Origin of the sequence: Shewanella sp. SM29, assembly GCF_025654245.1 — a bacterium.
In the GTDB taxonomy this organism is placed as follows: Bacteria; Pseudomonadota; Gammaproteobacteria; order Enterobacterales; family Shewanellaceae; genus Shewanella; species Shewanella oncorhynchi.
Map to the genome: position 1 here is coordinate 116119 of NZ_JAKKRN010000001.1, position 25159 is coordinate 141277.

General features: G+C 44.9%; 20 protein-coding genes and 2 tRNA genes. 21 read left to right on the forward strand and 1 reads right to left on the reverse strand.

Translation table 11 applies throughout. The annotated features are described in order from the left end of the window. The first annotated feature begins 7 nt into the window (after positions 1 to 7). The 13 genes from ftsH to rpsO all read left to right on the forward strand — a co-directional run bounded on the left by ftsH (position 8) and on the right by rpsO (position 12736). Complete coding sequence (ftsH, locus tag L5L77_RS00575) at positions 8 to 1978, forward strand: ATP-dependent zinc metalloprotease FtsH (protein ID WP_173913187.1); 1971 nt, start codon at positions 8 to 10, stop codon at positions 1976 to 1978. Between the two features lie 210 nt (positions 1979 to 2188). Further along, on the forward strand, positions 2189 to 3022 hold the full coding sequence (folP, locus tag L5L77_RS00580) for a dihydropteroate synthase (protein WP_263172662.1): 834 nt from the start codon (positions 2189 to 2191) through the stop codon (positions 3020 to 3022). A gap of 80 nt (positions 3023 to 3102) precedes the next feature. Further along, the gene (glmM, locus tag L5L77_RS00585) at positions 3103 to 4440 is read left to right on the forward strand and encodes a phosphoglucosamine mutase (RefSeq protein WP_263146892.1); all 1338 of its coding nucleotides are present in this window, start codon (positions 3103 to 3105) and stop codon (positions 4438 to 4440) included. A 194-nt stretch (positions 4441 to 4634) separates the two neighbouring features. Continuing rightward, on the forward strand, positions 4635 to 5417 hold the full coding sequence (tpiA, locus tag L5L77_RS00590) for a triose-phosphate isomerase (protein ID WP_263221789.1): 783 nt from the start codon (positions 4635 to 4637) through the stop codon (positions 5415 to 5417). A 1-nt stretch (position 5418) separates the two neighbouring features. Continuing rightward, positions 5419 to 5754, forward strand: a complete 336-nt coding sequence (gene secG / locus L5L77_RS00595) for a preprotein translocase subunit SecG (RefSeq protein WP_028761453.1) — start codon at positions 5419 to 5421, stop codon at positions 5752 to 5754. A gap of 11 nt (positions 5755 to 5765) precedes the next feature. Continuing rightward, positions 5766 to 5852 (forward strand) — tRNA-Leu (locus tag L5L77_RS00600). A gap of 82 nt (positions 5853 to 5934) precedes the next feature. Beyond that, positions 5935 to 6011, forward strand: a tRNA-Met gene (locus L5L77_RS00605). A gap of 173 nt (positions 6012 to 6184) precedes the next feature. Continuing rightward, positions 6185 to 6640 (forward strand): ribosome maturation factor RimP, encoded by a 456-nt coding sequence (gene rimP, locus L5L77_RS00610; protein WP_006082718.1) that lies wholly within the window; start codon positions 6185 to 6187, stop codon positions 6638 to 6640. A gap of 29 nt (positions 6641 to 6669) precedes the next feature. Then, positions 6670 to 8169, forward strand: a complete 1500-nt coding sequence (gene nusA, locus L5L77_RS00615; RefSeq protein ID WP_028761452.1) for a transcription termination factor NusA — start codon at positions 6670 to 6672, stop codon at positions 8167 to 8169. A gap of 25 nt (positions 8170 to 8194) precedes the next feature. Next, a complete protein-coding gene (infB, locus tag L5L77_RS00620; RefSeq protein WP_105251699.1) occupies positions 8195 to 10837 on the forward strand; it encodes a translation initiation factor IF-2 in 2643 nt (880 codons plus the stop codon). Positions 10838 to 10894: 57 nt separating this feature from the next. Beyond that, positions 10895 to 11353 carry a 30S ribosome-binding factor RbfA gene (rbfA, locus tag L5L77_RS00625; protein ID WP_105251700.1) on the forward strand — a complete coding sequence of 153 codons (459 nt, stop codon included), beginning with the start codon at positions 10895 to 10897 and terminating at the stop codon, positions 11351 to 11353. Next, positions 11353 to 12318 carry a tRNA pseudouridine(55) synthase TruB gene (gene truB, locus L5L77_RS00630; RefSeq protein WP_113939302.1) on the forward strand — a complete coding sequence of 322 codons (966 nt, stop codon included), beginning with the start codon at positions 11353 to 11355 and terminating at the stop codon, positions 12316 to 12318. The genes rbfA and truB overlap by 1 nt, the downstream gene beginning before the upstream one ends. Before the next feature lie 148 nt (positions 12319 to 12466). Further along, positions 12467 to 12736 (forward strand): 30S ribosomal protein S15, encoded by a 270-nt coding sequence (rpsO, locus tag L5L77_RS00635; RefSeq protein WP_028761447.1) that lies wholly within the window; start codon positions 12467 to 12469, stop codon positions 12734 to 12736. A gap of 191 nt (positions 12737 to 12927) precedes the next feature. Here rpsO and L5L77_RS00640 read toward each other — a convergent pair whose 3' ends face one another. Next, a complete protein-coding gene (locus L5L77_RS00640; RefSeq protein ID WP_263185639.1) occupies positions 12928 to 14982 on the reverse strand; it encodes a putative bifunctional diguanylate cyclase/phosphodiesterase in 2055 nt (684 codons plus the stop codon). Between the two features lie 195 nt (positions 14983 to 15177). Here L5L77_RS00640 and pnp point away from each other — a divergent pair, with 195 nt between their 5' ends. The 8 genes from pnp (at position 15178) to deoC (ending at position 24997) form a co-directional block, all read left to right on the forward strand. Then, positions 15178 to 17277 (forward strand): polyribonucleotide nucleotidyltransferase, encoded by a 2100-nt coding sequence (pnp, locus tag L5L77_RS00645; protein WP_105251702.1) that lies wholly within the window; start codon positions 15178 to 15180, stop codon positions 17275 to 17277. A 192-nt stretch (positions 17278 to 17469) separates the two neighbouring features. Continuing rightward, entirely contained in the window at positions 17470 to 18372 is a 903-nt protein-coding gene (nlpI, locus tag L5L77_RS00650; protein ID WP_168822816.1) for a lipoprotein NlpI, read from the forward strand. A 99-nt stretch (positions 18373 to 18471) separates the two neighbouring features. Then, positions 18472 to 20052, forward strand: coding sequence for a peptide chain release factor 3 (prfC, locus tag L5L77_RS00655; protein ID WP_105251704.1), 1581 nt, complete (start codon positions 18472 to 18474; stop codon positions 20050 to 20052). A 91-nt stretch (positions 20053 to 20143) separates the two neighbouring features. Then, complete coding sequence (locus L5L77_RS00660; RefSeq protein ID WP_168822819.1) at positions 20144 to 20347, forward strand: hypothetical protein; 204 nt, start codon at positions 20144 to 20146, stop codon at positions 20345 to 20347. A gap of 10 nt (positions 20348 to 20357) precedes the next feature. Continuing rightward, complete coding sequence (locus L5L77_RS00665; RefSeq protein ID WP_263185641.1) at positions 20358 to 21122, forward strand: TatD family hydrolase; 765 nt, start codon at positions 20358 to 20360, stop codon at positions 21120 to 21122. 176 nt (positions 21123 to 21298) lie between these two features. Beyond that, positions 21299 to 22594, forward strand: a complete 1296-nt coding sequence (locus L5L77_RS00670) for a NupC/NupG family nucleoside CNT transporter (RefSeq protein WP_105251707.1) — start codon at positions 21299 to 21301, stop codon at positions 22592 to 22594. 347 nt (positions 22595 to 22941) lie between these two features. Next, entirely contained in the window at positions 22942 to 23802 is an 861-nt protein-coding gene (locus L5L77_RS00675; protein WP_105251708.1) for an outer membrane protein OmpK, read from the forward strand. A 424-nt stretch (positions 23803 to 24226) separates the two neighbouring features. Continuing rightward, the gene (gene deoC, locus L5L77_RS00680; protein WP_006086931.1) at positions 24227 to 24997 is read left to right on the forward strand and encodes a deoxyribose-phosphate aldolase; all 771 of its coding nucleotides are present in this window, start codon (positions 24227 to 24229) and stop codon (positions 24995 to 24997) included. The last annotated feature ends 162 nt before the right edge of the window (positions 24998 to 25159 follow it).

Below are 25159 nucleotides of genomic sequence, written 5' to 3' on the forward strand. Positions count from 1 at the left end.
AGACTTAATGAGGTCTAGTAATTTGAGTGACATGGCAAAAAATCTAATACTCTGGGTTGTCATCGCCGTTGTGCTGATGTCAGTGTTTCAGGGTTACTCCCCCTCTTCTTCGTCATCGCAGAAGATGGATTATTCTACCTTCTTAGATAATGTCCGTGATGGACAGGTCGCAACTGTTGAAGTTAAGAGCGATCAACGTACTATTGAAGGTGCTAAACGAACTGGTGAAAAATTCACTACTATCATGCCGTTATATGACCAAGATTTAATTAATGATCTTGATCGTAAAGGCATCACTATGAAGGGCCAAGAAGCCGAAGAGTCAGGGTTCCTTACCCAAATCTTCATCTCTTGGTTCCCGATGTTATTGCTTATCGGGGTATGGATTTTCTTCATGCGCCAGATGCAAGGCGGCGGTGGCAAAGGCGCTATGTCCTTTGGTAAGAGCAAAGCCAAGCTGATGAGCGAAGATCAGATTAAAACTACTTTTGCCGATGTTGCTGGTTGTGACGAAGCAAAAGAAGAAGTGAAAGAGCTGGTTGATTACCTGCGTGACCCAACTAAATTCCAAAAATTGGGCGGCCGAATTCCAACGGGCGTACTGATGGTGGGTCCTCCAGGTACAGGTAAAACCTTGCTGGCGAAAGCCATTGCGGGTGAATCTAAAGTCCCTTTCTTCACTATTTCAGGTTCTGATTTCGTGGAAATGTTTGTTGGTGTCGGTGCATCCCGTGTGCGTGACATGTTTGAACAAGCGAAAAAGTCGGCACCTTGTATTATCTTCATCGATGAAATCGATGCGGTCGGTCGTCAACGCGGCGCGGGTTTAGGTGGTGGTCATGATGAACGTGAGCAAACACTGAACCAAATGCTGGTTGAGATGGATGGCTTCGAAGGTAATGAAGGCGTTATTGTTATCGCTGCAACTAACCGTCCAGACGTACTCGATTCTGCGTTATTACGTCCGGGTCGTTTTGACCGTCAAGTGGTCGTTGGTTTACCAGACGTGCGTGGTCGTGAGCAGATTTTGAAAGTGCATATGCGTAAAGTGCCGCTTTCTGAAGATGTGAAAGCAAGCGTGATTGCCCGTGGTACGCCAGGTTTCTCGGGTGCTGATTTAGCTAACTTAGTGAACGAAGCTGCCCTGTTTGCGGCTCGCGGAAATCGCCGAGTTGTAGGCATGGAAGAATTTGAGCGTGCAAAAGATAAAATCATGATGGGTGCTGAGCGCCGTTCTATGGTGATGTCTGAAGCCGAAAAAGAAATGACCGCTTACCATGAAGCAGGCCATGCGATTGTGGGTTGTTTAGTACCAGAGCACGATCCTGTGCACAAGGTGACTATCATTCCTCGCGGCCGTGCCTTAGGTGTGACTTTCTTCTTACCTGAAGCTGACTCAGTGAGCCAGAGCCGTCGTAAGTTAGAAAGCCAAATTTCAGTCGCTTACGGTGGTCGTTTAGCTGAAGAGCTTATTTACGGTACTGAAAAAGTGTCGACTGGCGCATCACAGGACATCAAATACGCGACATCTATTGCGCGTAACATGGTGACTCAGTGGGGCTTCTCGGACAAGTTAGGTCCATTGCTGTATGCAGAAGAAGATGGTGAAGTATTCTTAGGTCGCAGCATGGGTAAAGCCAAAGCCATGTCCGATGAAACTGCAACTATCATCGACGCTGAAGTGAAAGTCTTTATCGATAAGAACTACGCGAGAGCGAGACAGATATTGACGGATAACCTCGATATTCTGCACTCAATGAAAGAAGCCTTAATGAAGTATGAAACCATTGATTCACTTCAAATTGACGATTTAATGAAACGCCGTGAAGTGCGTCAGCCTGCTGATTGGCAAGTAGATGACAGTGGTTCTAACGATAAAGGCAATGGTCATGGTGAACCAGCAGCGAAAGCTGAAGACAGTGTGACTGCACCTGCTGAGCCAGAACTTAAAGATCCTGATGAATCTCCAGCTAAGTAATGTGTTGTGAAACCAAAGAAAACCCCGTGAAGGGGTTTTCTTGTTTTACCTTGTAGCAATTTGACTGCGCTGTCATTGGTACTCTCTGCCACCATTGATATTTATCTTCTGACATTGGTCTTTTCGGATAGAAAATGAAGGCTTGAAATTAATGACGCAAGTTTTGCCAGTGAGTAAAATCGTAAGTGTTCGTATTACAGGAGTAAATGCGTGTTTGAACTGATTGCTGGCACTAAACGCCTTGCGTTATCTTCGCCCATTGTGATGGGTATTCTTAATGTCACTCCCGATTCTTTTTCCGACGGTGGCCAATATTCTTCCTATGAGTTTGCTTGTCAGCATGCCGATGATATGGTGGCTCAAGGCGCGGGAATGATAGACATTGGCGGTGAGTCGACAAGACCTGGCGCCGTCGAGGTGAGCTTAGCCGATGAACTTGCGCGGGTGATCCCGTTGGTGAAATATGTTGCGGCGCACCATGATGTGTGGATTTCGGTCGATACCAGTAAACCTGAAGTCATGCGTCAAGCTGTTGCTGCGGGCGCACATTTGATTAACGATGTGCGTGCCCTGATGGAGCCTGGTGCGCTTGAAGCTGCTGCAGAGTTGCAAGTCCCTATATGCTTAATGCATATGCAAGGCGAACCCCAAAGCATGCAATTTGCACCGACTTACCATAATGTTATTGAAGAAGTTTCTGCCTTTTTAACTGAGCGGATTGAAGCTTGCTTGCGAGCAGGGATCCCCCGTGAATTATTAATACTCGATCCGGGATTTGGTTTTGGTAAAAGCTTAGAGCATAACTATGAATTACTGGCGAAGCTCGACTGTTTTGCCCAGTTTGATTTACCGATATTGATAGGATTGTCTCGTAAGAGCATGATAGGAAACCTCTTAGCAAAACCGACCTCAGAACGTCTTGCTGGGAGCCTTGCTGGCGCTATGATAGCGGCCCAAAAGGGCGCTCATATCATTCGTGTGCATGATGTTACTGAAACTGTGGATATGCTCAAGGTGTTACAAGCGACACAAGCGTATTTTTAAGCATCGTTATGCTCTCGTTAAGCATTTAATTAATATTATGATCCCAAATCATTGGGACACATTTGAGTTTGTGGAGCGATATGAAAGAACGTAAATTTTTTGGAACTGACGGTATTCGGGGAAAAGTCGGTTCAGGTCAAATGACGCCTGAGCTTGCGCTTAAGTTAGGTTGGGCGGCGGGGCGCGTGTTATCCCGCAGTGGTACCAAAAAGGTGATTATAGGGAAAGATACCCGTATTTCGGGCTATATGTTTGAGTCAGCATTAGAAGCTGGCCTTTCTGCTGCAGGCCTTAATGTGATGTTAATGGGACCTATGCCAACGCCAGCAGTAGCCTATTTGACGCGCACGTTTCGCGCCGAAGCTGGGGTGGTGATCAGCGCGTCACACAATCCGTATTACGATAACGGTATTAAGTTTTTTTCCACCGACGGCAGTAAGTTAGACGATAACCTAGAGCTAGAAATTGAAGCCGAGCTTGAAAAGCCCCTCGTTTGTGTTGAATCGCATCTATTGGGGAAGGTATCGCGTATTGAAGATGCCCGTGGCCGTTATATTGAGTATTGCAAAGGTAATTTTCCTGCAGAACACACGTTAACTGGGCTAAAAATTGTGGTTGATTGTGCCCATGGCGCAACTTATCACATAGCGCCAGCTGTGTTTCGTGAGTTAGGTGCCGAGGTGATTGCTATTGGTGATAAACCCAACGGAATGAACATCAATGATAAAGTGGGCGCGACGTCCATGGGTAAAATTTGTGAAACCGTTCTAGCCGAAAGTGCCGATTTAGGTATTGCACTCGACGGTGACGGTGACCGTATTATGATGGTCAACAGCAAAGGCGAAGTGATCGACGGCGATCAAATTTTATATATTCTGGCCTGTGATGCGAAATCCCGTGGCGTATTACGCGGTGGTGTAGTTGGTACGTTAATGTCAAACCTTGGGCTTGATCTCGCCTTGCAAGCATTAGACATCCCCTTTGCGCGTTCGAAAGTGGGCGACCGTTATGTGATGGAACTACTTAAAGAACTCGATTGGCGCATCGGCGGTGAAAATTCAGGGCATATCCTCAATCTTGATCACGGCACAACTGGTGATGGCATCGTTGCGGGGATTTTAGTGTTAGCGGCTATGCGTCGTCAGAATGCCACGCTAGAAGAACTGACTTCTGCGATGGAAATGTTGCCGCAGGTGTTAGTCAATGTGCGCTTTGAAGGCGAGCACGACCCTCTTAAGTCAGATAAAGTTAAAGCGGCGCAGGCACAGGTTGAATCTCAACTGGGCGCGCGTGGCCGAGTATTATTACGTAAGTCAGGTACTGAACCTTTGATCCGTGTCATGGTTGAAGGTGACGATCATAGTGCAGTATTGGCGCACGCAAATTTGATTGCGGATGCGGTAAAATCGGCAAGCTAATATTTGCTAATTTTGTAATGAGTGCGGCTGATACCAATTTAAAATTAAGGTGTTAGCTGCACAAATGAACAGAAAACAGCTTTGGCGTGTAAAAAATAAGCATTCCAACCTGATATCTGAAAAAATTCGAATTTAGCTATTGTAACTTAATAAGTGGTTCGCTATTATTCACGCCGCTTTCAGAGGAGACAGTGATGGCACTCAGACGTCCTATGGTAGCTGGCAATTGGAAGATGAACGGCAGTGCGGCATTAGCCCAAGAGTTGTTCAAAAAATTTGCCTCTAAGCTCCAAAATGATTCAGCTGAAGTGGTTTTATGCCCGCCTTCTATCTATCTAGAGAGCGTTAGGCAACTGCTAGAAGCAAACAAGGAAGCGTTAGACGGTTCACTTGTTAGGATGGGCGCTCAAAACCTAAGTCAACATAACTTTGGCGCTTATACCGGAGAAGTTTCAGGTCAGATGCTCAAAGATTCAGGATGTCGATATGTAATTATCGGGCATTCAGAACGTCGCCGTATGTACGGAGAGACGAGTAATATCGTAGCGGAGAAATTCGCTGCTGCACAAAAGCATGGCTTAACCCCAATTTTATGTGTGGGTGAGTCAGGTCCAGCACGAGAAGCAAGACGCACCTTCGAGGTGATTGCTGAAGAGTTAGATATAGTGATCCAGAAAAATGGCACTATGGCTTTTGATAACGCTATTATCGCCTACGAGCCGCTTTGGGCTGTAGGAACAGGTAAAAGTGCTACACCAGAGCAGGCACAAGAAGTTCATGCGTTTATTCGCAAACGCCTCTCTGAAGTGTCTCCGTTTATCGGAGAAAATATCAGGATTCTCTACGGTGGTAGTGTGACACCGAGTAATGCTGCAGATTTATTTGCCCAACCTGATGTTGATGGTGGACTGATTGGCGGTGCTAGCTTAAACTCTAGCGAGTTTTTAAGTCTGTGTACCATAGCGATGAGCGCATAATATGTATGAAGTTCTAGTAGTTATTTACTTGTTGGTTGCATTAGGTCTAATAGGCTTAGTATTAATTCAGCAAGGTAAGGGAGCTGACATGGGGGCCTCTTTTGGCGCCGGTGCATCAGGTACTCTTTTTGGTTCAAGCGGTTCAGGTAATTTCCTGACACGCAGTACGGCGATTCTTGCCATTGCGTTTTTCACTTTAAGTCTGCTTATTGGTAACTTAAGTGCAAACCACGCAAAAAATGAAGATTCATGGAAAGATTTAGGTTCAGACACTGAACAGGTTACCCAACCAGTTGAGCAAGGAACCCAAAAGTCAGAAACGAAAATTCCTGACTAGTAAAAGGTGTCGCCGAGGTGGCGAAATTGGTAGACGCGCAGCCTTGAGGTGGCTGTGACCTAACGGTCGTGCGGGTTCAAGTCCCGCTCTCGGCACCAAATATAACTAAGATAGGCGAGATAAGTTCTCTCTTAGTTATTGCAAGAAATGACGATAGTCAATATACTTGCACACAGTTGACGCGGGGTGGAGCAGCATGGTAGCTCGTCGGGCTCATAACCCGAAGGTCGTCGGTTCAAATCCGGCCCCCGCAACCAGCTCCTAGTAACGAATAGTGTTTGAATTCGTTATGGTTTACAGGTTCTTGAAATTAATGACCTCGTGATTACGGGGTTTTTTGTTATCTGGGACTTTTAAATTTGTCGCATGCTTCGTATGTGGCGTTGTACTAGGGCTATTAAGCCCTTTTTTGTTTTTTCGGGGGTCAATCTTGGCAACGTTAGAATTCAGACTGGCAGAAATGCTCAAAGTACCTGTGGAAGCATTAGGCTTTCAGCTGTGGGGCATTGAATATGTTCAAGCGGGTAAGCATTCCACACTGCGAGTGTTCATTGATGGTGAGAATGGTATCAATATTGAAGATTGTGCCAATGCAAGTCGCCAAGTCAGTGCTGTACTCGATGTTGAAGATCCTATTTCTACAGAATATACCCTAGAGGTATCTTCGCCAGGCGTAGATAGACCCTTATTTACTGCTGAGCAGTACGCGGGCTATGTAGGCGAGGATGTAAAGCTTCAATTGACTATGCCGGTTGACGGCAGTCGTAATTTAAAAGGCGCCATCACTGCGGTCGACGGGCAAATGCTCTCGCTGAAAGTGAATGGTAAAGAGTTAGTTGTCGCATTGGATAATATCCGCAAAGGCAACTTAATCGCTAAGTTTTGATGGTTTCAAGGTGAACGAGGCAAGACGAGATGAATAAAGAGATTCTGCTAGTCGCTGAGGCGGTTTCAAATGAAAAGGCCGTTCCACGCGAGAAAATTTTTGAAGCGCTAGAGATTGCTCTGGCCACAGCAACCAAGAAAAAGTACGAAGGTGATATTGACGTTCGTGTTGCTATCGACCGTAAAACCGGTGGTTATGATACTTTCCGTCGTTGGATGGTAGTTGATGATCACGGTGAAGCGTTAGAAAACCCTTATCGTGAAATCACGTTAGAAGCGGCACGTTACGAAAATCCGGACATCCAGCCTGGCGAGTTTATCGAAGACGATATCGAGTCAGTGGTGTTTGACCGTATTACCACTCAAACCGCTAAGCAAGTGATCGTACAGAAAGTACGTGAAGCTGAACGTGCGCAAGTGGTTGAGCAGTTCCAAGATCAAGAAGGTGAGTTAATCACTGGTGTGGTCAAAAAAGCGACTCGCGAGAGCGTAGTGGTTGACTTAGGTAATAACGCTGACGGCGTATTGTTCCGTGAAGACTTAATTTCACGCGAATCTTTCCGCCCTGGTGACCGTGTGCGTGCATTATTGTACTCAGTACGTCCAGAAGCTCGTGGTGCACAGTTATTCTTAAGCCGTACTAAGCCTGAAATGCTGATCGAGCTTTTCCGTGTTGAAGTGCCTGAAATCGCTGACGAACTGATTGAAATCATGGGCGCTGCTCGTGATCCAGGCGCTCGCGCTAAGATCGCCGTTAAGTCGAATGATCGCCGTATTGATCCTATCGGTGCGTGTGTGGGTATGCGCGGTGCGCGTGTACAAGCCGTTTCGAATGAACTGGGTGGCGAACGTGTTGATATCGTGTTGTGGGATGATAATCCAGCACAATACGTGATCAATGCCATGGCGCCAGCCGATGTTGCCTCTATCATAGTCGACGAAGATAACCATTCTATGGATATCGCTGTTGAAGCCGATAGTTTGGCACAAGCCATTGGACGTAATGGCCAGAACGTACGTTTAGCAACACAACTGACTGGTTGGGTTCTGAACGTTATGACAGTGGAAGATATGAATAAGAAACATCAGGCAGAAAGTGCCAAGGTGGTTGATTTATTTGTTAACTCACTGGATGTCGATGAAGATTTTGCACAAGTACTGGCAGATGAGGGCTTTACGTCGCTCGAAGAAGTTGCCTATGTGCCTGTGTCTGAACTATTGGCGATTGACGGTTTTGACGAAGATCTCGTCGAAGCTTTACGTGAACGTGCAAAAGCGGCGATCTCAACTCGAGCTCTCGCTACTGAAGAAGCACTGGATGGTGTGGAGCCAAGTGAAGAGTTGCTAGCACTTGAAGGTGTTGAAAGACACTTAGCCTATGTTTTCGCTAGCAAAGGTATTGTGACTCTAGAAGACTTGGCTGAACAAGGCATTGATGATTTGATCGAAATTGAAGAATTGACAGAAGAAAAAGCAGGTGAGCTCATCATGGCAGCCCGCAATATCTGTTGGTTTGGCGAAGAAGCATAAGTCGATCAACAGGGGGATTTAACTGATGGCAGATACTACCGTAGAGAAATTGGCCACGGAAGTGGGTAAAAGTGTTGAACGTCTGATTGAGCAATTCTCTCAGGCTGGAATTAAGAAAGGCCAAGCTGATAAAGTGACTGAAGCTGAAAAGCAGCAGTTACTGGATTATCTGAAAAAGCAGCACGGTGGCGAAAATGCGCCAACGAAAATGACGCTGCAGCGTAAAACCGTATCGACCCTAAGTGTGGCCGGTAATGGTGGTCAATCTAAAGATGTTAAAGTTGAAGTTCGTAAAACACGAACTTTCGTTAAGCGTGATGCTAATGAGGCTACTCTGAAGGCTGAAGAAGAAGCGAAAGCCGAAGCAGAAGCTTTGGCAAAAGCAAAGGCCGAAGCAGAAGCTGCTGCGGCAGCAAAAGTGAAAGCTGAAGCAGATGCTAAGGCAAAAGTGGAAGCAGAAGCCAAGGCGAAAGCTAAAGCAGCAGCCGAAGTGAAAGTGGTTAAAGATATGTCACCAGAAGCAGAAGCGGCTCGTCTAGAAGCTGAACGTTTGAAAGCGGCGCAAGAAGCGGCAACTAAACGTAAGCAAGACGAAGAAGCGGCTAAAGCGGCAGAAACTGCTCGCTTACTCGCTGAAGAACATTCTAAGCGCTGGGCCGAAGAAGAGCGCCAACGTTTAGAAGCTGAGAAAAACGGTGATCATCACATCACGACATCTAAAGTAGCTCGTGCTGCTGAAGATACTTCTGATCTGGATGAAGAAAAACGCGGACGTCGTGCTCGTAACAAGAGCAACGCGAAAAAACGTGGCGGCAAAGATGCCCGTGACGGCCGTGAAAAACACATGCGTAACCGCAGTACTGCACCTGAGTCTATGGCGCATGGCTTCAATAAGCCTGTGGCAGCAGTGAGCCGTGATGTGCGTATCGGTGAAACTGTTACTGTTTCTGAACTTGCGCATTTAATGGCAGTGAAAGCGACTGAAATCATCAAACAGATGATGAAAATGGGTTCTATGGTCACGATCAACCAAGTGTTAGATCAAGAGACTGCCCAGCTAGTTGCTGAAGAAATGGGTCACAAAGTTGTGCTTATCCGTGAAAACGAGCTTGAGCACCAAGTGCTACAAGACCGTGATGATGAAGATGGCATCAAGCTAGAATCTCGTGCACCAGTTGTGACTATCATGGGTCACGTTGACCACGGTAAGACTTCGTTACTCGACTACATTCGCCGCGCTAAAGTGGCTGCTGGTGAAGCCGGTGGTATTACTCAGCATATCGGTGCATACCATGTTGAAACTGAAAATGGCATGATCACTTTCCTTGATACTCCTGGTCACGCCGCGTTTACCGCAATGCGTGCCCGTGGTGCCAAGGCAACGGATATTGTTGTGCTAGTTGTTGCTGCCGATGACGGTGTAATGCCGCAAACAATCGAAGCTATTCAACATGCTAAAGCTGGTAACGTGCCATTAATCGTGGCTGTGAACAAGATGGATAAACCGGAAGCGGATATCGATCGCGTTAAGAGCGAATTGTCACAACACGGTGTTATGTCTGAAGATTGGGGTGGAGACAACATGTTTGCCTTCGTTTCAGCTAAGACAGGTGAAGGCGTTGACGAACTGTTAGAAGGTATCTTACTGCAAGCTGAAGTTCTCGAACTGAAAGCGGTACGTGATGGTATGGCTGCCGGTGTGGTCATTGAATCACAATTGGACAAAGGTCGCGGCCCTGTGGCTACGATTCTGGTTCAAGAAGGTACGCTGCGCCAAGGTGATATCGTTCTGTGTGGTCTTGAGTACGGTAAAATTCGTGCAATGAAAGACGAAAACGGTCGTTCAATCACTGAAGCGGGTCCATCTATTCCTGTTGAAATTCTAGGTCTGTCAGGCGTTCCGTCTGCAGGTGATGAAGCAACAGTTGTACGTGACGAACGTAAAGCTCGCGAAGTTGCCCTGTATCGTCAAGGTAAGTTCCGTGATGTGAAACTGGCACGTCAGCAAAAATCTAAGCTAGAAAACATGTTTGCGAACATGACAGACGGCGAAGTGAAAGAACTGAACATCGTTCTTAAAGCAGACGTACAAGGTTCACTCGAAGCGATTACTGATTCGTTAACAGGTTTGTCTACCGACGAAGTGAAAGTGAACATCATCGCTCGCGGTGTGGGTGCACTGACTGAAACGGATGCAACCTTAGCGGCTGCCTCTAACGCTATCATGGTTGGCTTTAACGTACGTGCCGATGCACAAGCCCGTAAGACTATCGAAAGTGAAAGTGTTGATTTACGTTACTACAGCGTTATTTATAATTTGATTGATGAAGTGCGTGCAGCGATGACAGGTATGCTGTCTCCTGTGTTCAAACAACAAATTATCGGTCTGGCTGAAGTTCGTGATGTGTTCAAGTCACCTAAGCTGGGTGCAATTGCTGGCTGTATGGTGACCGAAGGTACCATCAAGCGTAGCGCGCCAATTCGCGTACTACGTGATAACGTTGTTATCTACGAAGGTGAACTCGAATCGCTACGTCGCTTCAAAGACGACGTTGCTGAAGTTCGCAATGGTATGGAATGTGGTATTGGCGTTAAGAACTACAACGATGTTCGCGTTGGCGACCAAATCGAAGTATTCGAAACCGTCGAGATTGCTCGTACTCTGTAACGATAATAAGGGCGGCTTTAGCCGCCCTTATCAATTTAAGCTATGGTAAGAAATATTATGGCAAAAGAATTCAGTCGTACTCGTCGAATCGCTCAGCAGCTTCAGCAAGAACTTGCTCAAGTGCTACAGCGCGACATGAAAGATCCTCGTATTGGCTTTGTGACTGTGAATGACGTCGACGTCTCTCGCGATCTCAGCTATGCCAAAGTCTTCGTGACTTTTTTCGAAGAAGACAAAGCTGTCGTTCAAGAAAAGCTAAACGCTTTGATCAGCGCAGCTCCTTATATCCGCACTTTAGTGGCGGGTCGTATGAAGCTGCGTGTCATGCCTGAACTGCGTTTTATCTACGATAGCTCGCTAGTTGAAGGTATGCGCATGTCTAACTTAGTTAGCCAAGTGATCAACCAAGACAAAGCGAAGCAACAGCAATTTGGCAGCGAAGACGCATCGGTTGAAGATGAAGTCTTAGGTGATGATATTGCTGATGACGCAGATGAAACGGAAGGTAAAGATTAATGGCTCGTCGTCCAAAAGGTCGTTTTATCGATGGGATAGTGCTGCTGGATAAATCCACTGGCATGAGTTCTAACTTTGCATTGCAAAGGGTAAAGCGCTTTTTTAATGCGAATAAAGCTGGGCATACGGGCGCACTCGATCCGTTAGCGACAGGTATGTTACCTGTATGCTTAGGTGAAGGGACTAAGTTTTCTCAGCATCTATTGGATGCCGATAAACGCTACTTAGTCACGGCAAAGCTTGGCGAACGGACAGATACCAGTGATTCCGATGGTGAAGTGGTGCAAACCCGCGCCATTGATTTTACCGAGGCGCAGCTATTAACTGCGCTTGATTTCTTCCGTGGTGAAACTCAGCAAGTGCCTTCTATGTATTCCGCGCTGAAATATCAGGGTCAGCCCCTGTATAAATATGCCCGTGAAGGCATAGAAGTGCCGCGTGAATCTCGCCCTATTACGGTATTTGAGCTAAATTTCATCGGTCTTGAAGGCGATGAGCTGACCTTAGACATTCATTGTTCTAAGGGCACTTATATTCGCACTATCATAGACGATCTCGGTGAGATGCTCGGTTGTGGCGCCCATGTGATTATGCTGCGCCGCACCCAAGTTGCACAGTATCCCTATGCCAGAATGGTCACTTTAGAACAACTTGAAACGCTAGTTGCTCAAGCACATGAACAACAGATAGATCCGAGCGTATTACTCGACCCTCTGTTATTGCCTATGGACACGGCCGTGGCCGATTTTCCAGAGGTGAATGTGCCGGATGCGATAGCTCCTTACTTAATGCAAGGTCAAGCGGTTCGAGTACCGGTTAATGCAGATTTGAAAACCGATGAGTTGGTACGTATCACTTTAGGTGACATTCGCCGATTTGTGGGGATTGGCACAATGAACGAAGATGGCTTATTAGCGCCGAAACGACTCATTGTTATCCATGACGAACCTGCAGAAACGCATTAGCCCGCTATCCATCGACAAATGATTAAATTAGTTGATGCATTAGTCCCCGCCTTTTATTGCGCTAGGGTGGGTTTATGGGTAAAATAGCGCGCCCTCTGGCTGAGTTAGTGATCGGCTAGAGATTCATATTATTTATTTGGAGATATACATGTCACTAAGTCCTGAAGCAAAAGCAAAAATTTTGGCTGATTTTGGCCGTTGTGAAAACGACACTGGTTCAACTGAAGTTCAAGTTGCTTTGTTAACTGCGCAAATCAACCATTTGCAAGATCACTTCAAAGAGCACATTCATGATCACCACTCACGTCGTGGTCTGTTACGTATGGTTAGCTCACGTCGTAAGTTAACTGCTTACCTGAAACGTACTGATTTAGCACGTTACACTGCTCTGATCCAAAAGTTAGGTCTACGTCGTTAATTTCGCGTCGACTAACGTGAAAAAGGAGGCTTAGCCTCCTTTTTTATTGCCTAAAATTCAACAGAATATTTATTGTGTAAACGAGAGATATAAAGAAGTTACAGCCAAAATCTGTCTAACGTTTAGGTCTGTTACGCTGAGCTTGATGTGATTAAGCATCGAATCGATACTTAAGTGCCAATGTAAGTATCCTAAGCCCCACGTAAACCATCAAGACTACTTATTGTTGCTGTTTGTGTTGCTATATACAGCGCTTCAAATTCAGCTTGGGGTAGAGGTTGACTAAAATAGAAACCTTGGCCGACTTGGCACTGATTTTCTTTCAACCAATCCAATTGCTGCTCGTTTTCAATGCCTTCGGCCACAATGGTCAGATTAAGTTGCTTACCTAACATCAAAATAGTTGATGCAATTGCGCTATCCCCAGGTAGATCGGAAACGAAACAACGATCGATTTTCATGGTAGTGATAGGCAAATGGCGCAGGTAAGAGAGTGAAGAATACCCTGTGCCAAAGTCATCGACTGCAATGCCAAATCCGGCTGATTTCAATTGTTCAAGCTTAGCGATAGCGAGTTCAATGTCGTTCATCAAAGAGGTTTCAGTGATTTCAATTTCCAGCAACTCGGGTTGGATTTGATAGCGTAATGCCATCTGTTTGATATCGGGAACTAAACTAGCATCGGCAAATTGCTGTGAGGCAACATTAATTGCAATTGGGATGGCATAGTTATATTTTTTCTGCCATTCCCTAAGTACTTTACAGCTTTGCTCTATCACCCAACGACCTATAGGAATGATGATACCGGTTTCTTCCGCGACGGGAATAAAGGAAATGGGGCTGATGAGTCGTCCGTCTTTTTGCCAACGGATCAAGGCTTCACAGGCGATGACTTTGCCTGTTTGCAGATCAAGTTTCGGTTGGAAATACAGTAAAAATTCATTGTTTTTTAACGCATCATGTAAAGATGCTTCAGTGCGTAAACGAACTGCTGCTCGCTCAGTCATCTGTTGTTTGAAGAAGGCCCATTGATTCGAGCCTGCAGCTTTCGCGCTGTACATGGCAATGTCAGCGTGACGGATCAAATCTTCAGCGCTGTTACCGTCTTCGGGATAAATAGAAATCCCAATAGATGCCGCAGGATGAATTGCATGTTCATTTAATTGAATCGGGACATTTAGCTGGATCAGTAGCTTATCTACAAAATCTGCCGCTTGGTCTGGGGTGTGAACTGTATCAGCTAGAATAACAAATTCATCGCCACCTAAGCGGGAAACTGTGCCTTTATCACCAACGAATCGTTCGAGAATGCGGGCGATACGAGCGAGGAATTGATCGCCTAATGCGTGGCCAAGGGAATCGTTGATATTTTTAAAACGGTCTAAGTCGATAAACATCAATGCAAAGCTGCGTTTGTGTACTCGCGAGCGTTGGATAGTGACTGCGATAGTTTCAAGCAATAATGTGCGGTTCGGTAAGCCAGTTAGTGGATCTCGGGTCGCCATTTTGCGCAGTTTGGATTGGGTTTGGCTAAATTGAATAAGAATTTGGTTGAATTTCGAGGTCACTAAGCCGAGTTCATCATCCTTGTGTGCGTTGGACATAGGTAAGAGATTTTCATCCGGAGAGTCGGGTTCGATCTTATCGATGGCCTCACTGATGCGTGCGATAGGCTGAGTCAGGAAGCGATGGAATACCACGGACAGCACTAAGGTGAGTAAGAGTGCACGAGCGAGAGTAGCAAAAAAACTAAATCTTAACTGCGAGAAGAGGGTGTTTGTTAGTTCTTGGGTATCGTAGAAAACCGTTAATGTACCAATGAGTTGCTGTTGTTGGGTACCTTCAAAATAAAAAGGCCTATACAAAGGGCGAGAAATTTCTTTGAGATCATCAAATAATTTATTACTTAAACTGATAAAAGTCTGTGAGTTATTCTGCTTATTATTACTGACAGAAACAAACATTGAGCCATCGTCTAGCTCAATCACCGCCGAGCCAACATGTTCGACTTTGATGGCACCCTCTAAAGTTTGACGGGCTAAATTATCATCTAATGCCCATACAGCATTTGCTGCAGGTTGTTCAACTGAATCAAGGAGTTCTTGCTGAGTGGTCGTGAGTTGTTGTTTGGTTGATACGACGACTAAAGCGATTTCAACAATAAAAATGGCAATGGCAAAAAATAGGGCAGTAAATACGACTAGGTTAGTTTGTTTCCATGTCAGTGACTTAAAACTGCCTGTCATCGGGCGCATCCTTCATGATAATTATTCACCATCGGCGAGATTTTCCGTATCAATATAAACCGCAACTCTTTGTTGATTTAACCACTTTAGTGAAAAGTTACGTATTTGTCATCATTATCTGCTCTTTATCTATTGATCCGAATTGCAGTATACTTACGCGCGTAATTCAAGGTCATTAATTAAGGAATGGGTCACGTGAATCCTATTGTAAAGAGTTTTGAGTATGGTCAACATACAGTCACCCTGGAAACAGGTGTTATAGCGCGTCAAGCTGATGCAGCCGTTTTAGCGAGTATGGGTGACACGACAGTGTTAGTCACTGTTGTCGGTAAAAAAGATGCAGATGCAGGTCGTGACTTTTTCCCTCTGACTGTTAACTATCAAGAAAAAACCTACGCAGCGGGTAAAATTCCTGGTGGTTTCTTTAAGCGTGAAGGCCGTCCTTCAGAAGATGAGACATTAATCGCTCGTCTGATCGACCGTCCAATTCGCCCTCTTTTCCCTAATGGTTTCAAAAACGAAGTTCAAGTTATCATTACCGTAGTATCTGTCGATCCACAAATCGAGCCAGATATCATCTCCATGATCGGTACTTCTGCGGCACTGGCTATTTCTGGTATTCCATTCAGTGGTCCTTTAGGTGCTGCACGTGTGGGTTACATTGATGGCGAATACGTGTTGAACCCAAGTGTTGCACAACTTGCAACCAGCCAACTGAACTTAGTGGTTGCTGGTACTGCTGGTGCAGTATTAATGGTGGAATCAGAAGCCCAAGCATTACCAGAAGAAGTGATGTTAGGTTCTGTAGTTTACGGTCACGATCAACAACAAGTGGTTATCAAGGCGATTGCTGAATTTAAAGCAGAAGCCGGTAAACCAACTTGGGATTGGACTGCACCAACGCAAGATGCCGATTTAGTTGCCCAAATCAAAGAGCTTGCTGAAGCTGGTTTAGGTGATGCGTATAAAATCCAAGTCAAACAAGATCGTTATGCTCAAGTTTCTGTTGTAAAAGCAGCAGCAAAAGAAGCCTTGTTAGCGAGCAATCCAAGCGTTGATTTACGTGAAGTTGACAACTTACTGGGTAGCTTAGAGAAGAAAGTGGTTCGTGGTCGCATCATCCGTGGCGAGCCACGTATCGATGGTCGTGAACCAGATATGATCCGTGCCTTAAGTGTGTTAGCGGGCGTATTGCCACGTACTCACGGTAGCGCATTGTTCACTCGTGGCGAAACTCAAGCGTTGGTAACTTGTACTTTAGGTACTGAACGTGATGCACAGAAGATCGACAGCATCATGGGCGAGCGCACTAACCGTTTCATGTTGCACTATAACTTCCCTCCATACTCTGTTGGTGAAACAGGCATGGTGGGTTCACCTAAGCGCCGCGAAATCGGTCATGGTAAGTTAGCTTGGCGCGGTATTAACGCTGTTATGCCTTCAGCGGCTGAATTCCCATACAGCGTACGCGTTGTATCTGAAATCACTGAATCTAACGGTTCAAGCTCTATGGCGTCAGTATGTGGTACTTCTCTCGCGCTGATGGATGCCGGTGTACCTATCAAGACTTCTGTAGCGGGTATCGCTATGGGTCTAGTGAAAGAAGGCGATGATTTCGTTGTTCTTTCTGACATTTTAGGTGATGAAGATCATTTAGGTGACATGGACTTTAAAGTTGCGGGTACGCGTGATGGTATTACTGCACTGCAGATGGATATCAAGATCGAAGGTATCACTAAAGAAATCATGGATATCGCACTGCAACAAGCCTATGGTGCACGTGTACATATCCTGAACGTGATGGATCAAGCGATTGGTTCACACCGTGATGATATTTCTGATCACGCTCCACGTATCACTGTTATTAAGATCAATCCAGAAAAAATCCGTGACGTTATCGGTAAAGGTGGCGCAGTTATCCGTGCTCTGACCGAAGAAACGGGCACTACGATTGAACTGGAAGATGATGGTACTGTGAAGATCGCTTCTTCAAACGGCGAAGCAACTAAAGAAGCTATCCGTCGTATCGAAGAAATCACATCAGAAGTTGAAGTGGGTCGTATCTACAATGGTAAGGTTATCCGTATCGTTGATTTCGGCGCGTTCGTGAACATTCTGCCGGGCAAAGACGGTTTAGTACACATTTCACAAATCAGTGATGAACGTGTTGCTAACGTGTCTGATCACCTTGAGCTGAACCAAGAAGTTGCCGTTAAGGTGATGGAAGTGGATCGTCAAGGCCGCGTACGTCTGTCAATTAAAGAAGCACAAACGAAAGAAGCTGCTGCTGAATAATGAGTCTTTGACTTATTTATAGTCACACACTTTTTAAGTGATTGCATCAAAAGGAGATCAAATGATCTCCTTTTTTGTTTTAGCATTAAGAAAGTCAGTATTAATCTTAATTCCCTAATAGCGGTCCTGTGGTGGGATTGCTATCATGAAGATTCTTCTGCGTATGTTGGGAATCTAAAAAGGTAGAAATGGATGAGTCTTAAAATTAGAACCGCTGTCGTTGCTGTGCTGGCGAGTGCCAGTCTGTTGTTAGCCGGATGCGCAACCACCCAGTCTCCTTTAGATAACCATAATGATGTTGAAGGTAAATTGGTTGTCGCGCCAGTTATGCCTGATTATAAAGTCGAAGTGACACTGGCAAAACTCAACGAGATTTTGGCTACGGTCGAACTGACGAATGAACAGAGAGCCAGATTTCATTACGATCGTGGTGTGATTTACGACAGTGTGGGCTTAAGACTGCTCGCACGGATTGATTTTATGCAAGCGTTAAAACTTCAGCCTGATCTTGCTGATGCCTATAATTTCCTTGGAATTTATTACACCCAAGAAGGTGAATACGACAGCGCCTATGAAGCCTTCGATGGCGTATTAGAGTTAGCACCTAATTATGATTATGCCTATTTGAATCGCGGTATTGCTTTGTACTATGGCGACCGTATTGATTTAGCGACTAAAGATATGCAGGCGTTTTATGCAGGCGATAATAAAGACGGTTATCGGGCATTATGGTTGTATTTGATTGATTTGAAAGCTGACTCTGTTGAAGCTAAAAAACAGTTAGCGCAGCATCGTCAGAATTTAGAAAATGATGCTTGGGCGACCGTTATCGTCGATTATTATTTAGGTAAAAAAAGCCGTGACGAGGTGTTTTCTGCGGCTAAAGTAGGCTTAACTTATCCGAAAGAATATGCTGAACGTTTATGCGAAGCTTATTTTTACCTTGCAAAAATGGCGATAGAAACTAAGCAATATCAAGATGCTGCAAACTATTTTCGCTTAGCATTGGCAACCAATATCTATGATTTTGTCGAACATAGATATGCGCGTATTGAACTCGCCAAAGTCAAAGGTTTGCTCGAAGCCACAAAATAACCTCTCTCAGCCCGAGTTCATCTCGGGCTTTGCCTAGCCAAGCTCGAACTGAGGCGCTATAATTTGCGCCTTTTTAGCGATACAAGTGCATAGGTTAACATGTCAGGCAATAAAGTAGAGGTCGATAAACGTCGCACCTTCGCGATCATATCGCACCCCGACGCGGGTAAAACAACCATTACCGAAAAAGTGCTGTTATTCGGAAACGCTTTGCAGAAAGCGGGTACGGTTAAAGGCAAAAAATCGGGTCAGCATGCTAAGTCTGACTGGATGGAAATGGAAAAAGACCGTGGTATTTCTATTACTACGTCTGTCATGCAATTTCCCTATGGTGGCGCCCTTGTTAACCTACTCGATACGCCTGGTCACGAAGACTTCTCTGAAGATACTTATCGTACTCTGACGGCCGTTGACTCATGTTTGATGGTGATCGACTCTGCTAAGGGTGTTGAAGACCGTACGATCAAGTTGATGGAAGTGACACGTCTGCGTGATACGCCGATTGTGACCTTTATGAACAAACTCGACCGCGATATCCGTGATCCTATTGATCTGATGGATGAAGTCGAAAGCGTGCTGAATATTGCCTGTGCACCTATTACTTGGCCTATTGGCAGTGGTAAAGAGTTCAAAGGTATTTACCACATACTGCGTGATGAAGTGGTCTTGTATCAAGGCGGTATGGGACACACGATCCAAGAGCGTCGTGTAATTAAAGGCATTAATAATCCTGATCTTGAGAAAGCGATTGGCAGTTATGCCGCTGATTTGCGCAATGAGATGGAATTAGTGCGCGGCGCGTCGCATGAATTTGACCATGCAGCTTTCTTGAAAGGCGAGTTGACGCCAGTGTTCTTCGGTACTGCGCTAGGTAACTTTGGTGTGGACCATATTCTTGACGGCATCGTCGAGTGGGCACCTAAGCCATTACCGCGCGAAAGCGATACACGCGTTATCATGCCTGATGAAGAAAAATTCACCGGTTTCGTGTTCAAGATCCAAGCAAATATGGATCCAAAACACCGTGACCGTGTCGCCTTTATGCGTGTTTGTTCAGGCCGTTACGAGCAAGGCATGAAAATGCACCATGTGCGTATTGGTAAAGATGTTAACGTTAGCGATGCATTGACCTTTATGGCGGGCGATCGTGAGCGTGCTGAAGAAGCTTACCCAGGCGATATCATCGGTTTACATAACCATGGCACTATCCGTATTGGCGATACGTTTACCCAAGGTGAAAAATTCCGTTTCACTGGCGTACCTAACTTCGCCCCTGAAATGTTCCGCCGTATTCGTTTGCGCGATCCGCTTAAACAGAAGCAACTCTTAAAAGGCTTAGTACAGTTATCTGAAGAAGGTGCTGTACAAGTATTCCGCCCAATTGATACTAACGATTTGATTGTTGGCGCTGTGGGTGTACTGCAGTTTGAAGTGGTTGTTGGTCGTCTGAAGAGTGAATATAACGTTGAAGCTATTTACGAAGGTATTAGCGTGTCGACAGCTCGCTGGGTTTATTGTAAGGATGAGCGTAAGCTTGAAGAGTTCCGCCGTAAGTGTAGCCAAAACTTGGCTCTCGATGGTGGCGATAACTTAACCTATATTGCACCAACTATGGTTAACCTTAATCTTTCGATGGAAAGATATCCTGATATTGAGTTTGCGAAAACCCGCGAACACTAATAGGGTTCGGTTTAGAATAGTGGTTGAAATGGCGGTGAATTCACCGCCATTTTTGTATCTAACGAAAACTAAAAATCGGTTCTGGATGTGAATGATGGCGAATTGGATCACAAAAACATGGCAGGCTTATATTCATTGGTGCGACCGAATGGGGCTGACACCTGAAAATCGTCGCTGTTGCATGCCGCGCCTTGAAGATCCTCCATTAGCGGTAAAATGCGTCAAAGCTTTGGTGGTTGACGAAACGGTATCGCCACCTGAACCTCATTCAATTGGTAAATCGACCGCAGAGTGAGGCATTTACTGTGATTGATACCCACGCCCATTTGGATTTTGCCGAGTTTGATGTTGACCGCGACGATGTGGTGTTGCGAATGCACAGTGTTGGCGTAGATAATCTGATTATTCCCGGTGTGTCGCCGCAGCATTGGCACAAACAGCTCGCCGTTGCCGAACAATACCAAACTTATTTTGCCCTCGGTATTCATCCTTGGTTTTGTTCAGAGGATGTTGATGCTGGGATCTTAGCATTAACATCTCAAGTTTCGGCGTTACTAGAATGTCCTCGCTTTGTTGCTATTGGTGAATGTGGCTTAGATAAGCTCTATTCCTCAACGTGGCCTCAGCAGCTCGCATTTTTTGAGGCACAATTAGCTTTAGCTAAGTCCGTTAATCTGCCAGTTATTATTCATAGCGTAAAAGCACATTCAGAGGTTTTAGGGTGTTTGAAAAAGCATCAATTGCCTAGAGGCGGTGTGATACATGCTTTTTCTGGCAGTACTGAAATTGCACAGGAATATATCAAATTAGGTTTTAAGCTGGGAATTGGTGGTTTGATTATGAACCCTAATGCCAAAAAATTGCTCAAAACTGTCAGCGAATTACCACTTCAGCACTTCATACTTGAGACTGACTCTCCTGCAATGACGCCGATAAATGTTACTGAAAAACGTAACCAGCCCGCTAACCTTGTTCTTTTTATAGACAAAATTGCCAATTTGCAAAAAAAATCAAGTGTTCTAATATCAGAACACTTGGTGTCGAATGTAATGCAACTGTTTGACCTTTAGCTGTTTTTAAATAAACAGGTGTAGGTCGCACTAGCATTCTGCACTAAGCGATTGAAATTAAACTCCAAAAATATGATCAAAACGACGATTTTCGACTTTGCCTCGGGTATAATCTGACTCGGAAATAGGTTGATTAACAACATAATTAAAAAGTGTTAACAATAGGGTGATGGTTAATGGATATATTAATGAGTTTAGTAGGGGTGGTCACCCTACTTGCGATAGGTTTCCTCCTATCGAATAACAAAAAAGCAATTAATTTACGTACAGTGGGCGGCGCGTTAGCTATCCAAGCTGCCTTCGGTGGTTTTGTACTGTATATTCCTGTTGGTAAAGACATTCTGAAAGGAATGTCTGATGCGGTTTCTAGCGTTATTGGTTACGCACAAAACGGTATCGGTTTCCTGTTTGGTGATTTAGCTAACTTCAAACTTGGCTTTATCTTCGCAGTTAACGTGTTACCCGTTATTGTGTTCTTCTCTTCTCTGATTGCGGTTCTATATTACTTAGGCGTTATGCAGTGGATCATCCGTATCATCGGTGGTGGTTTACAAAAAGCATTGGGCACAAGCCGTACTGAATCTATGTCAGCAACTGCTAACATCTTCGTTGGTCAGACTGAAGCCCCATTAGTGGTTCGCCCATTCATTCCAACTATGACGCAGTCTGAACTGTTTGCGATCATGGTGGGTGGTTTGGCATCAATCGCGGGTTCAGTATTGGCTGGTTACGCGCAGATGGGTGTACCTATCGAATACTTAGTTGCCGCTTCATTCATGGCAGCACCAGGTGGTCTATTAATGGCTAAACTGATGCACCCTGAAACTGAAGCTGCTAAAAATGACATGAGCGATTTACCAGAAGATCCTGACAAACCAGCTAACGTATTAGACGCCGCTGCTGCAGGTGCTTCATCAGGTATGCATTTAGCCTTAAACGTAGGCGCTATGTTGTTAGCCTTCGTTGGTTTGATCGCTATGGTCAACGGCATTATTGGTGGTGTGGGTGGTTGGTTTGGCGTTGAAGGTTTAACACTTGAACTGATCCTTGGCTATGTGTTCATGCCATTAGCATTCCTTATCGGTGTGCCTTGGAATGAAGCATTAGTAGCAGGTTCTTTCATCGGTCAAAAGATCATTGTTAACGAATTCGTTGCTTACTTAAACTTTGCTCCATATATCTCTGATGCTGCCACGGCTTGTACAGCAGTAGCTGCTGAAGTTGTTAAAGGTCTGCCGTTATGTGTTGCTGAGACACAAGCTGTGATGACTCATAGAACACAAGCGATTATTTCGTTTGCTCTGTGTGGTTTCGCTAACTTGTCTTCAATCGCGATTCTGCTTGGTGGTTTAGGTGCTATGGCTCCTAACCGTCGTCATGATTTAGCTACAATGGGTATTCGTGCGGTTATCGCCGGCTCTTTAGCTAACTTAATGAGCGCAACACTTGCTGGTTTGTTCTTAGCTATCTAAGTAGCAACAGTAGGGGGAAACCCCACTAACTGGGTCCTGACCATGCAGGGCAGGGCCTAAGTTAATTCAACCATTTTCCAGTAGTGATTCCTGTAGTGAATAGTTTCTCCAATTGAAAGACACAGAATGCAACTGAAGTGTAGCTGTCATTCTGTCTTAAATGTCGTGAGTCTACGGTTACGTTAATTAATCGTAATGCAGAAGTCGCGACTTTGTTCACAATTAAGAATTTTGTGTTTGTGATTTTACGCTAGATTATTGAGATTTTTTTTAATCTAGGTAGAATGCGAACGCCACAAAAAGAACGCTACCCTCGATGGTAGCAAACAAGATAAATGGGGTTGATGATGAAAAACGTTAAAACTTTAGCTTTAGCCGCTACTGCAGTAGCAGCAATCTCTGGTAACGCATTTGCTGCTGATCGTACTGATCTTCACGGTTCTGATTACAAGTGGATGCAATTCAATGCTATGTACTCTATTGGTGAAAAACCTGAGAACCCAGCATCAGGCGATCAACATAACTATTTAGAAATGGAATTTGGCGGCCGTTCTGGAATATTCGATTTATATGGCTATGTTGATATATTTAACCTTGCTAATGAATCATCAAGCAATGGTGATAAGAATCCAGCTAATGCCAAAAGCAAACTGTTTATGAAGTTTGCACCACGTATTTCTATTGATGCAGTGACTGGTAAAGATTTATCTTTCGGTCCAATCCAAGAAGTTTACTTCTCTACTCTGTTCAACTGGGACGGATTAATCGGTGGTGACTTTAATGGTGATAATGTTGGTACTAATGCCACATTCTGGGGTATAGGTGCAGACGTAAACGTGCCTTGGTTAGGCAAAACAGGCATGAACCTGTACGGCCACTACGATATGAATGCTAAAGAGTGGAACGGTTACCAGTTCTCTGCTAACTGGTTCAAGCCTTTCTACTTCTTCGACAATAAGAGCTTCTTAGCATTTCAAGGTTATGTTGATTATCAATTCGGCGCTGACGAAGACCAAGCTGCTTTCGTACCAAAAACAACTAACGGTGGTAACGCATTCTTTGGCCTATACTGGCACTCAGATCGTTACGCTCTTGGATATGGCTTGAAAGGCTTTAAAGACGTCTATCTGTTAGAAGATGGTGCTGGTGCACTAGCTCTAGAATCAACAGGTTGGTCACACTACCTGTCAGCAACTTACAAGTTCTAATCTCTTGTAATAGTAGTTGCTTGTTGGAGCCGCATTATGCGGCTCCATCTTTAGTTTTACCATGAGTCTTTATCTAAGCCTATTAGGCTAACAAGTGAGTTTATATAAAGGTTTGTGTTTTTCTCGCGCTAAAATGGATTTTTCGCGGAAAAGTAGGAGCAAGATTTTATTCGTATCCTCTCTTCCGGTCTTCAAGGATTCAAGTCGTGGTCACTTATAAGTTATTTTAAGTGTCAGGATGCCTATTGTTCTTTATGGCTTAGGCAAGATTGAATACCTACAACAAGGTAGTTTGTACAAGCAAATTACTCGGCACCGCCTGAAGGCCCGGCCATATAAAAATAATCAAAATAATGCCACCTCTCAAGCGTTGCGTTTATGCGACTGATTTCTATTCATTTAATTTTTATTTTGGAGAGCTATTATGACTGATTTAAAAAAAGCAGCACAACGCGCCATTGAGTTGATGGACTTAACGACTTTGAATGATGACGACACAGATCAAAAAGTGATCGACCTGTGCCACAAAGCGAAAACTGCTGCGGGCAATACTGCCGCTATCTGCATTTACCCACGTTTCATCCCGATTGCACGCAAGACGTTAGATGAAATCGGTGCTGAAGATATCCAAATCGCCACTGTGACTAACTTCCCCCATGGCAATGATGACATTGCCATTGCTGTGCTAGAAACTCGCGCAGCTGTTGCCTATGGTGCCGATGAAGTGGACGTGGTATTCCCATACCGCGCACTGATGGAAGGCAATGAAACAATTGGTTTTGAATTAGTTAAAGCCTGTAAAGAAGCCTGTGGTGAAGTCTTGTTAAAAGTCATCATCGAATCTGGCGTGTTAGCTGATCCTGCACTTATCCGCCGTGCATCAGAGCTTTCAATCGATGCAGGTGCTGACTTTATTAAAACCTCTACTGGTAAAGTGCCTGTAAACGCCACACTTGAAGCGGCTGAAATCATGTTAACTGTGATCAGCGAGAAGAATACCCAAGTAGGCTTCAAGCCTGCCGGTGGTGTGCGTGATGCTGCACAAGCGGCTGAATTCCTCGGTGTTGCTGAGCGTATTTTAGGTGCTGATTGGGTTTCACCACGTACCTTTAGATTTGGTGCTTCAAGTTTACTAAACAGCTTGTTACACACACTAGAATTAGCTGATGCGCCTAAGCCAACTCAAGGCTATTAATTGCAAACTATCGCTGATTAATACTATCAGCGTATAGCGAGCCTAATTAAGTGTGACCTAAATCTATTTGGCAAACTCAAAACTTCGATAGTATGAACTTGTAATATTGCTACAGTTTTGATGTTTCATTGCAAAGATAAGCACTAGCGACAGGGTTGTTAG

What these genes read in the sequence shown, in the direction of transcription:
- ftsH (WP_173913187.1), top strand. Translation starts at nt 8, where the DNA reads ATGAGGTCTAGTAATTTGAGTGACATGGCAAAAAATCTAATACTCTGG.
- glmM (WP_263146892.1), top strand. Translation starts at nt 3,103, where the DNA reads ATGAAAGAACGTAAATTTTTTGGAACTGACGGTATTCGGGGAAAAGTC.
- tpiA (WP_263221789.1), top strand. Translation starts at nt 4,635, where the DNA reads ATGGCACTCAGACGTCCTATGGTAGCTGGCAATTGGAAGATGAACGGC.
- secG (WP_028761453.1), top strand. Translation starts at nt 5,419, where the DNA reads ATGTATGAAGTTCTAGTAGTTATTTACTTGTTGGTTGCATTAGGTCTA.
- nusA (WP_028761452.1), top strand. Translation starts at nt 6,670, where the DNA reads ATGAATAAAGAGATTCTGCTAGTCGCTGAGGCGGTTTCAAATGAAAAG.
- infB (WP_105251699.1), top strand. Translation starts at nt 8,195, where the DNA reads ATGGCAGATACTACCGTAGAGAAATTGGCCACGGAAGTGGGTAAAAGT.
- rbfA (WP_105251700.1), top strand. Translation starts at nt 10,895, where the DNA reads ATGGCAAAAGAATTCAGTCGTACTCGTCGAATCGCTCAGCAGCTTCAG.
- truB (WP_113939302.1), top strand. Translation starts at nt 11,353, where the DNA reads ATGGCTCGTCGTCCAAAAGGTCGTTTTATCGATGGGATAGTGCTGCTG.
- rpsO (WP_028761447.1), top strand. Translation starts at nt 12,467, where the DNA reads ATGTCACTAAGTCCTGAAGCAAAAGCAAAAATTTTGGCTGATTTTGGC.
- L5L77_RS00640 (WP_263185639.1), bottom strand. Translation starts at nt 14,982, where the DNA reads ATGACAGGCAGTTTTAAGTCACTGACATGGAAACAAACTAACCTAGTC.
- nlpI (WP_168822816.1), top strand. Translation starts at nt 17,470, where the DNA reads ATGAGTCTTAAAATTAGAACCGCTGTCGTTGCTGTGCTGGCGAGTGCC.
- prfC (WP_105251704.1), top strand. Translation starts at nt 18,472, where the DNA reads ATGTCAGGCAATAAAGTAGAGGTCGATAAACGTCGCACCTTCGCGATC.
- L5L77_RS00660 (WP_168822819.1), top strand. Translation starts at nt 20,144, where the DNA reads ATGATGGCGAATTGGATCACAAAAACATGGCAGGCTTATATTCATTGG.
- L5L77_RS00670 (WP_105251707.1), top strand. Translation starts at nt 21,299, where the DNA reads ATGGATATATTAATGAGTTTAGTAGGGGTGGTCACCCTACTTGCGATA.
- L5L77_RS00675 (WP_105251708.1), top strand. Translation starts at nt 22,942, where the DNA reads ATGAAAAACGTTAAAACTTTAGCTTTAGCCGCTACTGCAGTAGCAGCA.
- deoC (WP_006086931.1), top strand. Translation starts at nt 24,227, where the DNA reads ATGACTGATTTAAAAAAAGCAGCACAACGCGCCATTGAGTTGATGGAC.